Source organism: Nocardia sp. NPDC050175 (assembly GCF_044459885.1).
In the GTDB taxonomy this organism is placed as follows: domain Bacteria; phylum Actinomycetota; class Actinomycetes; order Mycobacteriales; family Mycobacteriaceae; genus Nocardia.
In genome coordinates this window covers 857567-871919 of record NZ_JBITJI010000001.1, presented here as the reverse complement: position 1 = coordinate 871919, position 14353 = coordinate 857567, and the positions used below count along the sequence as shown (strand labels likewise).

Here is a 14353-nt window from a genome sequence, read left to right as displayed (position 1 = left end):
GTTCACTCCTGCTCTGCTGCCCCCGCCTGCGGTGGGTCGGGGATCACGGCGGTGACTTCGATCTCGACCTTGGCGCCCGGCTCGACCAGGCGGCTCACCTCGACGGCGGTCATCGCCGCGCGGAAGTCGCCGATGATCTCGCGGAAGACCACCCCGATCTCCCGATACGCGCGTACGTACGCGTCGACATCGGTGACGTACCAGGTCATTCGGACGATGTGGGTTGGCTCCGCGCCCGCCTCGGCGAGCACCGCCACGATGTTGCGCAACGTCTGGCGCACCTGATCGGCGATATCGGGCGAGCGGATCACGCCCTCGGTGTCCCAGCCGATCATGCCCGCCACGAACACCATTTCCCCGCGCGCGGCAATGCCGTTGGCGTATCCGCGCGGCCGTGGCCACCCCGGCGGCTGCAGCACCCTCATGCCGTCGCCGCCGAATCTCCGTGCACCGCACCGACGTCCCGCAACCGGAAGCGTTGCAGCTTGCCGGTCGGCGTGCGCGGTAGCGTGTCGACGAAGGTGATCGCCCTCGGGTACTTGTACGGTGCCACTGTCTGTTTCACGAAATCCTGCAATTCCTCGACCATCCCCTCGCGGGTCTCGATCTCCGCGCGCAGCACCACATACGCCTTGACGATCTGGCCGCGATCCTCGTCGGGCACGCCGACCACGGCGCAGTCGGCGACGGCGAAGTGCCCGGCCAGGGCGTCCTCGACCTCGGGTGCGGCGATGTTGTAGCCGGACGACACGATCATGTCGTCGGAGCGGGCCTGATAGTGGAAGTAGCCGTCGGCGTCGATCGAATAGGCGTCGCCGGTGTAGTTCCAGCCGTCGCGTACGTAGGCGGTCTGGCGGTCGTCGGCGAGGTAGCGACAGCCGGTCGGTCCGCGCACCGCGAGGAGCCCGATCTCGCCGGGGCCCAACGTGTTTCCGTCCGCGTCCACCACCCGCGCCTCATAGCCTGGTACCGCCAGGCCCGTCGCGCCTGGCCTGGCGTGTGCCTCGTCGGCGGAGATGAAGATGTGCAGCATCTCGGTGGCACCGATGCCGTCGATCAGCTCGATACCGGTCGCCTCGCGCCATCGGGCGCGGGTGCTCGGCGGTAACGATTCGCCCGCCGAGACGCATTTGCGCAGCGAGGTGCCGCTCAGGTCATGGCGGGCGAGAATGCGATACGAGGTGGGTGCGGTGAAAAGTACTGTCGCACTGAACTTCTCGATGGCGTCGAGCAGCTGCGGCGGGCCGGCCTGCTCGAGCAGCACGGTGGAGGCGCCGACCGTCATCGGAAAGAGCAGCAGCCCACCGAGACCGAACGTGAAGGCCAGCGGCGGGCTGCCGATGAACACGTCGTCGGGCTCCGGCCGCAGGATGTGCCGCGGGAAGCAGTGGCAGATCGCCATGACATCGCGGTGGAAGTGCACGGTCGCCTTGGGCACGCCGGTGGTGCCGGAGGTGAAGGCGATCAGGCAGACGTCGTCGGCGGCGGTGTCGACCGTGTCGAACCGGCCGTCGTGGCGCGCCATCAGCGCCTCGAGCCCGTCGTCGACGGAGCTGTGGAAGTAGCGCACCTGGTTCAGCGTGGGGCAGGCGGCCACCACCGCGTCTAGTCGAGCGGACAGCGCGGAGTCGCAGAGCGCGTGCGTGATTCGCGCTTTGTCGACGATCTGGGTGAGTTCCTTGACCCGCAGCAGCGGCATTGCCGTGACAGCGATGCCACCCGCCTTCATCACGGCGAACCAGCACGCCGCGAGCATGGGGTTGTTCGGGGCGTCCAGCAGTACTCGATTGCCCGGCACGAGCCCCATGTCGTGCACCAGCACGGCGGCAATGCGATTGGCCTGCTCGTGCAGATCGGCATAGGTCCAGCGCGTGCCGTCGGGTGCCTGCACGCACAGGCGGTCGCCGTTGCAGTCGGCCAGCTGCCGGTCGAGTAGTTCACCGGCGCAATTGAGTTGGGCCGGGAACTGCAGTTCGGGTTCGCCGAACACGAGGTCGGGCCATTGGTCGAGCGGGGGCAGGTTGTCGCGGGCGAAGGTGTCGAGGTGCGCGCTTGTCATTGTCGAACCTAGGGGGAGAAGGAAATCGTGACTCAGGAGGTGGCGCCACGGAGGACTTCACGGGCGATGATCAGTTGCTGCACCTCGGTGGCGCCCTCGTAGATGCGCAGGGCGCGGATGTCGCGGTAGAGCCGTTCGACCGGCTGGTCGCTGACCACACCGAGTGCGCCCCACATCTGCACTGCGGCGTCGATAACCTGTTGGGCCCCTTCGGTCGCGGCCATCTTGGCCATCGCGGCCTCGCGGGTGACGGAACGTCCTTGATCGCGCTGCCAGGCCGCGCGGTAGGTGAGCAGTGCGGTCGAGTCGATCGTGGTCGCCATCTGCGCGAGTTCGGCTCGGGTCAACTGGAAGTCGGCCAGCACGCCGCCGAACATGCGCCGCGAGGTCGCCCTGGTGAGCGCCTCGGCCATGGCGGAGCGGGCGAAGCCGAGGGCGGCGGCCGCCACCGAGGTCCGGAAGATGTCGAGAGTGCGCATGGCGATCGAGAAGCCCGCACCCGCTGCACCGATGCGTTGTGTCGCAGGCACTCGACAGCCGTCGAAGCGCAGCCGGGCGAGCGGGTGCGGGGCGATCAGGTCGATGCGTTCGGCAATGTGCAGGCCGGGGGTGTCCGCGTCGACGATGAAGGCCGAGATGCCCCGCGCGCCTTCGGCTTCCCCGGTGCGGGCGAAGACCACGTAGAAGTCCGCGATGCCGCCGTTGGAGATCCAGGTCTTCTCGCCGTCGATGATGTACCCGTCGCCGTCCGCGCGTGCGGCGCACGAGAGCGCGGCGGCGTCGGAGCCCGCCTCGGTTTCCGAGAGCGCGAACGCCGCGATGGCCGTACCGGCGGCCACTCGCGGCAGATAGCGTCGCTTCTGCTCGTCGGAGCCTGCCAGGCTGATCGCGCCGGAGCCGAGTCCTTGCATCGCGAAGGCGAAGTCGGCGAGTGCGTTGCGTTCGGCGAGAATTTCGCGGGCGAGACAGAGTGCGCGCGTATCGATCTGGTCGCGGTTACCGCCGAACTCGGTACCGGCGACGGTGTGTCGCAGCCAGCCCGCGTCGCCGAGCGCGCGGACCAGCCGACGACATCGAGCGTCGACGTCGGTGCTGGTGCCGTGGTTGAGATGATCGGCGGCCCAGTCGTGCAGCGCGGCAGCCAGCTTCCGATGCTCATCCTCGAAAAAGGGCCAGTCCCAGTGGTCTTCGGGCATGACTAGTTCCCTTCGAACTTCGGCCGCTGCTTGTCGCGGAACGCGTGATAGGCCCGCTTGAAGTCCTCGGTGAGCATGCACAGCGCCTGAGCCTGTGCCTCGGCTTCGATCGCCTGGTCCACCGTCATCGACCACTCCTGGTGCAGCATGGTTTTCGTGATGCCCTGCGCGAAGGTCGGTCCATCGGCCAGCCGGTGCGCGAGCTTCCCGGCGGCATCGAGCAGCTGCTCCGGTTCGGTCAGCTGGTTGAAGAAGCCCCACGCGTAAGCCTCGTCACCGGGCATCGCCCGTCCGGTGTAGAGCAATTCGGACGCACGACCCTGTCCGATGATGCGCGGCAGGATCGCGCAGGCCCCCATGTCGCACCCGGCCAGCCCGACCCTGGTGAACAGGAAAGCCGTTGCGCTGCGGGCGGTTCCGACCCGCAGGTCCGACGCCATCGCCAGAATCGCGCCAGCGCCCGCGCAGACCCCGTCGACGGCGGCCACGATCGGCTGCGGGCAGGCCCGCATCGCCTTCACCAGATCGCCGGTCATCCGCGTGAACATCAACAGCTCGGGTGCGGGCAGCGCGATCAACGGGCCGATGATGTCGTGCACATCGCCGCCGGAGCAGAAGTTCTCGCCCGCGCCATACAGGACGATCACCGCGACGTCCTCGGCATAGGCCAAGCGGCGGAACAGATCTCGCAACTCGGCATAGGAGTCGAAGGTCAAGGGGTTCTTGCGGTCGGGGCGATCGAGCATGATCGTGCCGACGCCCTCGTGGACGTCCCACTGGAAATGAATGCTCTGGTAGTCGGCGAGTGTGGTGCGGTTGGCCTCGCGCAACGCGGGATCGAGGTTCTGGGTCATCAGCGTTCCTGGTTCGATAAGGGGGCGTGGTCGGCCGTTCCGGCCAGGTGGACGCGGAGCCTGCCGAGCAGGTCGAACAGCGCCTGCTCGTCACCGCGGCCGAAGCCGGCGAACATCTCGGTCAGCCAGCGTTCGTGTTCGGCGGCCATCTCCTCGAAGCACTCACGCCCGAGCTCGGTCAGCCGCACCAGCGTCGCGCGCTTGTCGACCGGGTCCGGAATCCGATCGACCCAGCCCTCGGCCACCAGCTGATCGGTCAGGCCGGTGACGTTGCCGCCCGTCACCATCAGATAGCGGGACAGCGCGCTCATCCGGAGACCGTCGTGATGCCGGTCGAGCTGTGCCAGATAGTCGAATCGGGGGAGTGTCGTGGCGAACCGGACCCGCAGCCTGGTACGGATCTCCTGCTCGATCTCGTTGGTAGTGGCCAGCAATCGCAACCACAGCCGGACATCGAGGTGATCGCCGGAGACCGTGCGGGCCTCCATGCCGATGCGTTCGTCGCCGAGCTCGTGCCGGGTGGTCACCTCACATCACCTCCCCGCCGCTGACCGAAATCGACTGTCCGGTAAGCGAAGCCGCCGCGTCCGAGCAGAGCCAGGCCACCGTGGCGGCGACCTCGTCCGGCTCGATCAGCCGTCCCTGCGGGTTGTGCCGGGTGAAGGCCGCCCGTGCTTGGTCGGCGCTGCGGCCGGTCGTCTCGGTCACGTGGGTCACGCTCTCCTGCAACAGGTCGGTGTCGGTGAAGCCGGGGCAGATCGCGTTCACGGTGATGGCCGTGTTCGCGAGTTCCAGTGCCAGCGAACGGGTCAGGCCGATCACGCCGTGCTTGGCGGCGGCGTAGGCGGTGACGTAGGGATAGCCGCGCAGGCCCGCTGTGCTGGCGATGTTGATCACCCGGCCGCGCCCGGCGGCGAGCATGTCGGTGATGGCGCTGCGCGTACACAGGAACGTGCCGGTGAGGTTCACCGCGAGCATGCGCTGCCACAGCTCGTCGGTGGTGCGGCGCAGCGGTGCGCTCGCCGCCTGCCCGGCGTTGTTGACCAGGATGTCGATCGCGCCGTGCATCAGGCGGGCATCGGTGAACGCGGCGGCGATGGCCTCCGGGTCGGTGATGTCGCACGCGATGGCGTGCGCCTTGGCCGACTTCGGCAGCCGGGCAACGGTTTCGGTGGCCCGCGCGAAATCACGAGACAGCAGGGTGAGGCGGGCGCCGTCGTGCGCGAGCCTGCTCGCGATCGCCGCGCCGATGCCGCGCGAGCCGCCGGTGACGAGCGCGTGCCGGTCGGCGAGACCGCCGGTGTCGACCTCGGGCATGATCAGCCTTTCCCCGCCGCGGCGGCCTGCTGGCGCTGGATGTTCGCTTCGAATTGCCGCTTGGCGGCGCGATATTGCTTGGGCCAGCCGAGTTCGGTGTAGCCGATCTTGGCCGCCTCGGTGAGGGTCCAGGAGGGGTTCGCCAGGTGCGGGCGGGCGATGGCACACAGGTCGGCCCGTCCGGCGGCCACGATGCTGTTCACGTGGTCGGCCTCGGAGATCGCCCCGACGGCGATGGTGTCGATGCCCGCCTCCTGGCGCACCCGGTCGGCGAACGGGGTCTGCCACATGCGGCCGAAGGTCGGTTGCTCCAGCTTGGTCACCTGGCCTGAGGAGCAGTCGATCAGGTCGGCGCCCGCCTGCTTGAACCGCTTCGCGATCTCGACGGCGTCGGCCGGGGTGATGCCGCCCTCGGCCCAGTCGTGCGCCGAAATACGCACCGACATAGGGAGTTCGGCGGGCCATACTGCACGCACGGCGGCGAACACTTCCAGTGGATAGCGCAGTCGGTTCGACAACGATCCACCGTAGGCATCGGTGCGCTGATTGGTCAGCGGCGAGATGAAGCTCGAGAGCAAATAGCCATGCGCGCAATGCAATTCGAGCCAGTCGAAGCCTGCTTCGGCTGAGCGGCGGGCCGCGATGACGAACTGTTCGGTCACCTCGTCCATGTCGGCGCGGGTCATCGCCCGCGACCACTGGCTCACCCCATCGAGGTACTGCTGCGGCGACGCCGAGATCAACGGCCAGTTCGGTTCGTCGTCTTCAGGGGTGAGTGGTTGATCGGTGCCGTCCCACATGCGGCGAGTGGAACCTTTGGCTCCTGAATGTCCCAGCTGCATGCCGATTTTCGCGTCGGTGTTGTCGTGCACCCATTCGGCGATACGCTGCCACGCCTGCCGCTGCTCGTCGGTGTACAGGCCTGGGCAGCCGGGTGTGATCCGGCCTGTCGCACTGACACAGGTCATCTCGGCGAACACCAGTCCGGCACCGCCTTGCGCACGAGCGCCGAGGTGCACCAGGTGGAAGTCCCCAGGAACCCCGTCGACGGCCGAATACTGGGCCATCGGTGAGACGATCACCCGGTTCTTCAGCGTCACCGAACGGGCGGTGTACGGCGTGAACATCGGTGGGACGGAAGGTTCTTCGGCGGTCCGGGCGACTCCTGCTCGCGCGTCGAACCAGCGCTCGTAATCCTCCAGCCAGCCCTTGTCGCGCAGGCGCAGATTCTCGTGGCTGATGCGCTGGCTGCGGGTGAGCATCGAGTACATGAACTGCTCGGGTTCCAGTTGGTCGCAGTAACGTTCGCCGCAGACCTCGAACCACTCCATCGCGTTCCACGCCGCGTTCTGCAGTCGGAGCGCGTCGATCGAGCGGACCTCTTGGTAGTGCGTGAGCACGGCGGGCAGATCCGCCGGTGTGTCGCCGTGCTCGCCGAGTTGGCGGACCAGCTCGATGGCGTCCTCGAGTGCCAGCTTGGTGCCGGAACCGATGGCGAAGTGCGCGGTGTGCACGGCGTCGCCCATCAGTACGACGTGGCTGTTGCCGTTGTGCAGCCACCACCGCTCACATTTGACCCGCTGGAAGTTCTGCCAGCCCGACCCCGGCAGATGACGGGAGTTCGTCATCAGCTTCTCGCCCTGCAGGTTGTCGGCGAACACCCGCTCGCAGAACGCCACCGACTTGTCCGGTGTGGCCTGGTCGAGACCGTGGGCCCGCCAGACGTGTTCGGGTGCCTCGACGATGAAGGTGCTGGTGTTCTCGTCGAACTTGTAGATATGTGCCTGCAGCCAGCCGTGTTCGGTCTCGACGAAGTCGAAAGTGAAGGCGTCGTACAGCTTCTCGGTGCCGAGCCAGATGTAGCGGTTCGGGCGGGTCACGAGGTCGGGCAGGAAGACATCGTTGTGCTTGCCGCGGATCCTGGAGGAGATGCCGTCGGCGGCGACGATCAGGTCCGCGTCGGGGAATTCCGTGTCGGAGTTGACCTCTCGGTCGAACTCGAGCTTGACCCCGACCTCCTCACACCGCGCCTGCAGGATGTTCAGCAGCTTCTTGCGGCCGATGCCGACGAAACCATGTCCGCCGGAACGCAAGACGCGTCCCTTGAAGCGCAGCTCGATGTCGTCCCAGTGGTTGAACGCCGACTCGATCCGGTCCGAGGTGGTGCGATCCCACACCCGCATTGTCTCCATCGTGGCGTCGGAGAACACCACGCCCCATCCGAAAGTGTCGTAGGGACGGTTGCGTTCGACCACGGTGACTTCGTGATCGGCATTGAGCTGCTTCATCAGCAACCCGAAGTACAGTCCGGCGGGCCCGCCGCCGATGCACACGACCTTCATACGCTCTCCTCGAGTCGCGGTAGCAAGTACTTTACATCTAAAGCTTTAGATATAAAGGACTTTCACCGGATCGAGGTGCACATGGTGCTGACCTGCGGGAACTTCCTGGCGGGCAAGGTGATTGCGGCAAAGGGGCGAGCGATGCTAGGGCATGCGTCACCAGAACTTGCGGGTCCGCCTGGTTCCGGCGAACCAATCGCGGCGGTAGTCCGGGTGACCGGCGTAGGGCTGAGCTAACGCACGGAGGATTTCGCGGGCCAGCTTCTTGGACTGGTCCTCCTTTGATTCGCCGAGCAGCCAGTCGATCGCCGAGTCCTCGTCCAGCCACGCCCAAGCGTCTTCGTCGGCCTTCTTCTTGCGGTCGCGTTCCAGTGCGGTGAGTACCGCGCGTTTGGCGGCGCATTCGTCGAGGATGCGTTGGGTCGACCAGGCACCGTGGTGCTGACCGGCACGGGCGGCGGCTTCGTCGTCCAGGATGCGGGCCTGGATGAACTGCACTAGCGATTTCATGGATTCACGGTAGGAGCGGGTGCGGGCGGTAGTCGTCGGTCGAAGGGAGGACCGACAGTGTCGTCTCGTCGGCGGCGATGAGCACGCATCCGGCGTCGCCGGGTGGGCGGAACGCGAGGTTGCGATTGTCCGGGTCGGCCGGTCCGAGGATGGTGACCCGATCTCCCGGTCGCGCCTGCGCCGCATGATCCATCAGCTTGTCGAACAACGCAATCCGCCGTCTACGTCTATGCGGTGACCTGCGGCCACTGCCAATGCGGTGGTATCCACACAAATACGGCATGATCACGTGGTGGCCGCCCAAATTCCAACCCGCTGACCAGCACCATTGATCGCGAAGTCCGGCAGAAATATTAGCCGAGATGTTTCCGAATGTTCCCCACTTCTGCTGGGGAGTTCGGGTGGGCAGCACAGCTTACAGTGAGGCTAAACCCATGCTCTGCCATTGTGAGGAATTCATGTATAAGAGAATTGCCGTCCTCAGTGCTGCCATATTCGCATTCGCGACGCCGATATCGGGTTCACTGGCTTCTGGTGCGCCGACGCCGGATGGGGCCGTGCCGCCGGACAAGGTTGTCATCGACGTCGTGACGGTCAATGGATCCGGTTGTCCGCAGGGCACCGCGGCGGTCGAGGTCCTGCCCGACAACACGGCTTTCACGGTCACTACCAGGCGGTACACCGCACGCGTTGGTGTGGGCGCCAGGCCGCACGACTTCCGCAAGAACTGCCAGCTCAACCTGAAAGTTAATGTCCCGCAGGGGTTCACCTATGGGATTGCGCAGGCGGACTACCGTGGCTTCGCGCATCTGGAACAGGGCGCGACCGCGCTGGAAGCGGCAAGGTACTACTTCCAGGGCGACTCGTCGACCGACTTCGCCTACCACAATTTCAAGGGTCCGCTCAATGACGTTTGGCAGACGACGGACAAACCCGATATCGGGTCGATCGTTTACCTGCCCTGCGGAGAAGATCGAAATTTCAACATAAACACGGAGTTGCGAGTCTATGCGGGCACCTCGGATCCGGAAGAGACCTCCAGCTTCATCACGATGGATTCCCCGGACGGCAGCGTCAACACCACTTATCAATTTGCCTGGAAGAAGTGCTGAGTACGCACTCGTCGCTCGTCGATCATTTCGCTGATCACACACCTGGGCCTGGCTCGGATCGGATAATCCTGGGCCGGGCCGCAATTCGTGGTTCGATCAGCTCACCAGGCTGTCGAATATGCCGGGCTGAGCGGCTCGGTCCGCAGGACCGGCACGTTCTCGAAGAAGCGAAAAGTTCGGGCGCGCATGCTGATTCCTTGTCAGGTGACTTTGCCGGAGCGTCGGAGGGCGGCGGCCAGATCCTCGAGCAGCGGCGCGGTACCTGCGTGCGAGAACCGATAGATCGGCTGCCAACTGCCGATCTGGTTGGCGCGCACCGCGGGCAGGCCGCGCCAGACCGGGTTGGCGGCCAGCGCCTCCGGGGACAATCCGGTGGATCTGCCGTCGAGCAGGATCAGGTCGGCCGGGTACTTGTCGGTGTGCTCCCAGCTCAGTTCCTCGAAGAAGCCGTCGCCGGTGACGTGGTCCGGCCCGACCACGTTCACACCCAACTGTGCGAAATAGCTCAGATCGGCGGATGCTTTCGGATCGGACACATAGAAGATGCCGGGTGCCGCCGACGCGGCAAGCACGCGCAGTCCGGGCCGCTCCGCGACCGCGTCGCGAATCGATTGTGCTGCTGCGTCGAAGCGAGCCTTGGCCTGGGTTACCTTGGGCGCGTTCAGATCCGCGCTCAATGCGCGAGCGAGCTCGGTATAGCGTGCGATAGTGTCCGGCAGCGTCCGGTGCGCGACCTGCACCGCCGCCACATTCGGATTGATCGCCAGAATCTTCGCCTTGCTCTCGTCCGGGACATACCAAAGCCGATCTGGCACATACATATCGGTGACGAGCAGATCAGGTTCGAGCGCCGCGTACTTCTCGACATTGAACTCGCCCCAGTTGTTACCGAGCACGGTCACCTTGTCGACGTCGAGCTCACCCTTCAACGGTGCCAGTTCATGTGCCGCCGTGCGTGTTTCGCCGAACACCCCGACGATACGATCCTGCAGCCCGAAATCGGCCAACATCGCGGCGGCCCCGACGAAGGCAACGATCCGAGACGGCACCTCCTTGGTGTGCACGGTGCTGTTCCGGTCGTCGGTGAACGACCAGCCACCCGGCCCCGTGAACGTTCCGTCATCGGGAGACCGGGTGCACGCGGTAGCGACGGCCCCGAGCCCGACCGCAGCAGCGGCCGTGAACAGGCGACGGCGGGTGATATGGATTTTGTCCATGGCGGCCATTAGAACGAGTTGTCGCCAGTAAGGCAAGCCTCACCTACATGAGAATGGTCACCCGCATGGGCTTACCAGCTCAGCGAATCGTGTCGCGTTGATATTGCCACCGGAGATGACAATGCCGACGCGGGCACCAGGGAGCTGGACCCGGCCTGCCAGCATTGCGGCGACGCCGGCGACACCGGTCGGCTCGGCGACGATCTTCATCGTGTCGAACAGAAAGGACATGGCCGCGACCAGTTGGTCGTCGGTGACCACGGAAATCTCGTCCACCAGCCTGCGGTTGACGGCGAAAGTGAGTTCGCCGGGGATTTCGGCGGCCTGTGCGTCGGCGATGGTGTGCGGAACCGGGATCCGAATCCGGTGACCGGCTTCGAGTGAACGCTTGGTGTCGTCGCCGTCGACAGGTTCGACGCCGATGATGCGGATGCCAGGGGACAGCGCGGTCGCCGCGGTAGCGCAGCCGGCCATCAGCCCGCCACCGCCGATCGGGGCGAGGAAGGCGGTCAACGGTCCGGTCTCCTCGATGAGCTCGAGCGCTACGGTGCCCTGTCCGGCCATCACCCGAAGATCGTCGAATGGCGGAATGGCGCTCAGGCCGCGCTCCGTAGCCAGTGCCTCGCCGATCGCGGTTCGATCCTGTGTGTAGCGGTCGTAGGTGACGACCTCGGCCCCGTATCCCTTGGTGGCAGCCATCTTTGAAGCGGGGGCGTCCGCAGGCATCACGATAACTGCCGAGGTGCCCAGCAGCCGCGCGGACAGCGCAACTGCCTGGGCGTGATTGCCGGAGGACCAGGCCACCACCCCGCGCGCGAGCCGGTCGGCGGACAGTTGCGAGATCGCGTTGTAGGCACCACGAAACTTGAACGCGCCAACCCGCTGGAAATTCTCGCACTTGAGAAACACCTCGGCCTCGACCCGCTCGTTCAGCGCACGGGACGTGAGCACCGGTGTCCGGTGGGCGACACCAGCGAGCCGGTCCGCCGCCGCGCGCACGTCATCGATCGTGATCTGGCCTTTCACACTTGGAATTCTGCCCCGTATATCTGGCTACCCGCCATTGGTCGTCGACCAGAGCCGCTCGAACCGGGTGACCGCCGCGATCAGCGTCAGCGCGATCGTCACCCACCAGCCGCGTGCTGTGTCACCCAGACCGGGCTCCGGCCGCACCATCGACGGGTCGACGATCGGCCGAGCCCGCCGGTTCACCCCCACATCAACCACGATCCGACCGTACGGAGAGTCGGATCGAACAACCGAACCAGGTGTCAAAGCCCAAGCGTTGTAACGGTTTGCGACCTCGGTGACCGCACCGGATCAATAGTCCAGGTTCGCGCCGAAATCGGGAATCATCCCAACGTTGACCAGCTGGCTCCATTTATCCAATCGGCCACGGTGCATCTCCCAGAACCTGCGGCACAACTCGAAATACTCCAACACGACCTGGCGTTCGCCCTTCTCGAGCAGGTCTTTGGCCAAGCTCATGTTCGGGCCGAAGGTATCCAGCTGCGGGGAGCCGGGAGTCTGGCCTGCCGCAAGCAGGTAATTCTTGGCGTCGTTGATGTGCCCCTCACGCACAGCAATGCGTCCTAGAACCATATTTGCATCGTGGACAGCGTTGCCGTAGTTCCAGTTCCCTTGGTACTGCGGCGTCACAGCCATCAATTCCTGCGCGTAGGCACGAGCTTCCTCGATTCGCCCCGCATTGAAGCTATCTTTGGCCAGGTCGGGTAGATCATAGAACCTGTTGTCCGCCAACTCCTTTGGCGTCGCGGTCACCAGTGTTACTGCGGGCGAAGCCAGCTGCATGTCGGGCTGGGACAGCTGGGTCGCGGTCACTCCCACCGCAGTCCCCACGGCCAGTGCGGTTACCGCGATCACGGCAACTGTCCGTGGTCTCAGCGACCAGATGGAATTGCGCTTCGGTCCGTCGCTCGATGCGGAATGGGTGAACTGTTCTGTCATCAAGGCCTCATCGAACTTGGTGGTGGGTCCGCTTATTCGGACCTCTGTACTCACCTATAGCTTCGCGCAGCCCGATATACACACCCATCAGTTTTCGATCATTTGCTGTTCACCTGCGTGGGCCCGGCCCGGAATGTATCTGGGCCGGGCCATAATCCGCGTGGGTCAGTTCACCAAGCTGTCGAACATGCCGGGCTGGTAAGAACCTCCCTTCTGGTGCACGATCACGGCGAGCCGGTTGGCCGCGTTGATCATCGCGACCAAGGCGACCAGGGCTACGGTCTGGTCGTCGTCGTAGTACTTGCGGACCTGGGCCCAGGTCTCGTCGGAGACGCCCTGGTAGGCGTCGGCGAGGCGGGTGCCCTCCTCGGCCAGTGCCAGCGCGGCCTGCTCGGCCTCGGTGAACACGGTGGCCTCGCGCCAGGCGGCGACCAGGTTGAGCCGGACCGCGCTTTCGCCCGCGGCCGCGGCGTCCTTGGTGTGCAGGTCGATGCACCAGCCGCAGCCGTTGATCTGGCTGGCGCGCAATGAAACCAATTCCTGCGTGGCTTTCGGCAGTGACGACTGCACGATCGGCATGCTGGCGTTGGCGAACCGCTTGCCGAACTTGGCGCCGAGCTGGTTGGTGAACAGGTCGATACGAGGTTCCATGACTTCGTCCTCACTCGTTGGTGTTGCGGTGAACGAACATGAGATGCCGACGACTCGGCTCCTGTGACAGCCGTGGTTACGTGACGAGCGCCACAATCGGGCGGTGTCACAAAACCGCGCGGTGCGGCATCTGGTGGGGTGACACAGCAGAGAGCTAGACAGGAGCCACCCATGGCAGGTACGTCGAACACCGCGCCCGAAAGCCAGGCCGATCCCGCCACCGCGGCGTTCGTCGCGCACCGCAACCTGCTGTTCACGGTCGCCTACGAGATGCTCGGGTCGGCCGCCGACGCCGAAGACGTGCTGCAGGAGACCTGGTTGCGGTGGGCGGGTGTCGATCTCGACATGGTTCGGGATCAGCGGGCCTACCTGGTTCGTATCACCACTCGCCAGGCGCTCGGCCGGCTGCGCACGCTCGGCCGCCGCAAGGAGTCCTATGTCGGCTCGTGGCTGCCCGAGCCGCTGCTCACCGCGCCTGACGTGGCCGACGATGTCGAGTTGGCGGACAGTGTGTCGATGGCGATGCTGCTGGTGCTCGAGACGCTCGCGCCGACCGAAAGGGCGGTGTTCGTGCTGCGCGAGGTCTTCGATCTGTCCTATGACGAGATCGCCGAGGCCGTCGACAAGACTCCGGCTGCGGTCCGCCAGATCGTGCATCGGGCCCGGGCGCACGTCACGGCGCGCCGACCGCGCGGAGTCGTTTCCCCGTCGCAGACTCGAGACGCGCTCGCCGCCTTCCAGCGGGCGATCGAAACGGGCGAGATGCAGAACCTGCTCGACATCCTCGCGCCGGACGTGGTCTTCCTCGGCGACGGTGGCGGAATCAAGCAGGCTGTGCCGCGACCCGTCGTCGGCTCCGACATCGTGGCTCGCTTGCTGGCCGTCGGCTTCGACCGGATCCGCGCCACGATGTCGGTCGAGCCCGTGCAGGTCAATGGTGCTCCGGCGCTGTTGCTCCGACAGGACGGGGAGATCGACACGGTCATCGCGTTGCGCATCGACGACGGGCTCATCACCGGGCTCTACTCCGTGCGCAATCCAGAGAAGCTGTCGCACATGGGGCGCGAGACTGCGCTGCGCCGTTGAGTTCGTGTATGGGTTCCGTCAAGGCCGGTGGCCGGGGTTGA

16 protein-coding genes are annotated in these 14353 nt (G+C 65.6%); 2 read left to right on the top strand and 14 right to left on the bottom strand.

Features of this window, described 5'->3' with window-relative positions:
- Positions 1 to 2: 2 nt before the first annotated feature.
- The 9 genes from ACIBK2_RS03920 to ACIBK2_RS03880 all read right to left on the bottom strand — a co-directional run bounded on the left by ACIBK2_RS03920 (position 3) and on the right by ACIBK2_RS03880 (position 8486).
- Complete coding sequence (locus tag ACIBK2_RS03920; RefSeq protein ID WP_396963357.1) at positions 3 to 425, bottom strand: RidA family protein; 423 nt, start codon at positions 423 to 425, stop codon at positions 3 to 5.
- Positions 422 to 2059, bottom strand: a complete 1638-nt coding sequence (locus tag ACIBK2_RS03915) for an AMP-binding protein (protein WP_396963355.1) — start codon at positions 2057 to 2059, stop codon at positions 422 to 424. The genes ACIBK2_RS03920 and ACIBK2_RS03915 overlap by 4 nt, the downstream gene beginning before the upstream one ends.
- 32 nt (positions 2060 to 2091) lie before the next feature.
- On the bottom strand, positions 2092 to 3255 hold the full coding sequence (locus ACIBK2_RS03910) for an acyl-CoA dehydrogenase family protein (RefSeq protein ID WP_396963353.1): 1164 nt from the start codon (positions 3253 to 3255) through the stop codon (positions 2092 to 2094).
- A 2-nt stretch (positions 3256 to 3257) separates the two neighbouring features.
- Positions 3258 to 4109, bottom strand: a complete 852-nt coding sequence (locus ACIBK2_RS03905; protein ID WP_396963350.1) for an enoyl-CoA hydratase family protein — start codon at positions 4107 to 4109, stop codon at positions 3258 to 3260.
- Positions 4109 to 4636 (bottom strand): MarR family winged helix-turn-helix transcriptional regulator, encoded by a 528-nt coding sequence (locus ACIBK2_RS03900; protein ID WP_396963348.1) that lies wholly within the window; start codon positions 4634 to 4636, stop codon positions 4109 to 4111. Before ACIBK2_RS03900 ends, ACIBK2_RS03905 begins: the two co-directional genes overlap by 1 nt.
- A 1-nt stretch (position 4637) precedes the next feature.
- Positions 4638 to 5426 carry an SDR family NAD(P)-dependent oxidoreductase gene (locus tag ACIBK2_RS03895; RefSeq protein ID WP_396963346.1) on the bottom strand — a complete coding sequence of 263 codons (789 nt, stop codon included), beginning with the start codon at positions 5424 to 5426 and terminating at the stop codon, positions 4638 to 4640.
- Positions 5427 to 5428: 2 nt separating this feature from the next.
- Positions 5429 to 7768: a bifunctional salicylyl-CoA 5-hydroxylase/oxidoreductase gene (locus ACIBK2_RS03890; RefSeq protein WP_396963344.1), complete on the bottom strand. Its 2340-nt coding sequence runs from the start codon at positions 7766 to 7768 to the stop codon at positions 5429 to 5431.
- Positions 7769 to 7924: 156 nt separating this feature from the next.
- A complete protein-coding gene (locus ACIBK2_RS03885) occupies positions 7925 to 8278 on the bottom strand; it encodes a DUF6221 family protein (RefSeq protein ID WP_396963342.1) in 354 nt (117 codons plus the stop codon).
- A 4-nt stretch (positions 8279 to 8282) separates the two neighbouring features.
- Positions 8283 to 8486: a hypothetical protein gene (locus ACIBK2_RS03880; RefSeq protein ID WP_396963340.1), complete on the bottom strand. Its 204-nt coding sequence runs from the start codon at positions 8484 to 8486 to the stop codon at positions 8283 to 8285.
- A 193-nt stretch (positions 8487 to 8679) separates the two neighbouring features.
- Here ACIBK2_RS03880 and ACIBK2_RS03875 point away from each other — a divergent pair, with 193 nt between their 5' ends.
- Positions 8680 to 9390, top strand: coding sequence for a DUF4360 domain-containing protein (locus ACIBK2_RS03875; protein ID WP_396963338.1), 711 nt, complete (start codon positions 8680 to 8682; stop codon positions 9388 to 9390).
- A 200-nt stretch (positions 9391 to 9590) separates the two neighbouring features.
- Here ACIBK2_RS03875 and ACIBK2_RS03870 read toward each other — a convergent pair whose 3' ends face one another.
- The 5 genes from ACIBK2_RS03870 to ACIBK2_RS03850 all read right to left on the bottom strand — a co-directional run bounded on the left by ACIBK2_RS03870 (position 9591) and on the right by ACIBK2_RS03850 (position 13226).
- The gene (locus ACIBK2_RS03870; protein ID WP_396963336.1) at positions 9591 to 10607 is read right to left on the bottom strand and encodes an ABC transporter substrate-binding protein; all 1017 of its coding nucleotides are present in this window, start codon (positions 10605 to 10607) and stop codon (positions 9591 to 9593) included.
- A 57-nt stretch (positions 10608 to 10664) separates the two neighbouring features.
- Positions 10665 to 11633: a pyridoxal-phosphate dependent enzyme gene (locus ACIBK2_RS03865; RefSeq protein ID WP_396963334.1), complete on the bottom strand. Its 969-nt coding sequence runs from the start codon at positions 11631 to 11633 to the stop codon at positions 10665 to 10667.
- A gap of 27 nt (positions 11634 to 11660) precedes the next feature.
- Complete coding sequence (locus ACIBK2_RS03860; RefSeq protein ID WP_396963332.1) at positions 11661 to 11834, bottom strand: hypothetical protein; 174 nt, start codon at positions 11832 to 11834, stop codon at positions 11661 to 11663.
- Positions 11835 to 11927: 93 nt separating this feature from the next.
- Positions 11928 to 12575: a tetratricopeptide repeat protein gene (locus ACIBK2_RS03855; RefSeq protein ID WP_396963330.1), complete on the bottom strand. Its 648-nt coding sequence runs from the start codon at positions 12573 to 12575 to the stop codon at positions 11928 to 11930.
- Between the two features lie 165 nt (positions 12576 to 12740).
- Positions 12741 to 13226 carry a carboxymuconolactone decarboxylase family protein gene (locus ACIBK2_RS03850; RefSeq protein ID WP_396963328.1) on the bottom strand — a complete coding sequence of 162 codons (486 nt, stop codon included), beginning with the start codon at positions 13224 to 13226 and terminating at the stop codon, positions 12741 to 12743.
- 171 nt (positions 13227 to 13397) lie between these two features.
- On the opposite strand from ACIBK2_RS03850, the gene ACIBK2_RS03845 reads away from it, so the two are divergent.
- Entirely contained in the window at positions 13398 to 14312 is a 915-nt protein-coding gene (locus ACIBK2_RS03845) for an RNA polymerase sigma-70 factor (RefSeq protein ID WP_396963326.1), read from the top strand.
- Positions 14313 to 14353: the final 41 nt, after the last annotated feature.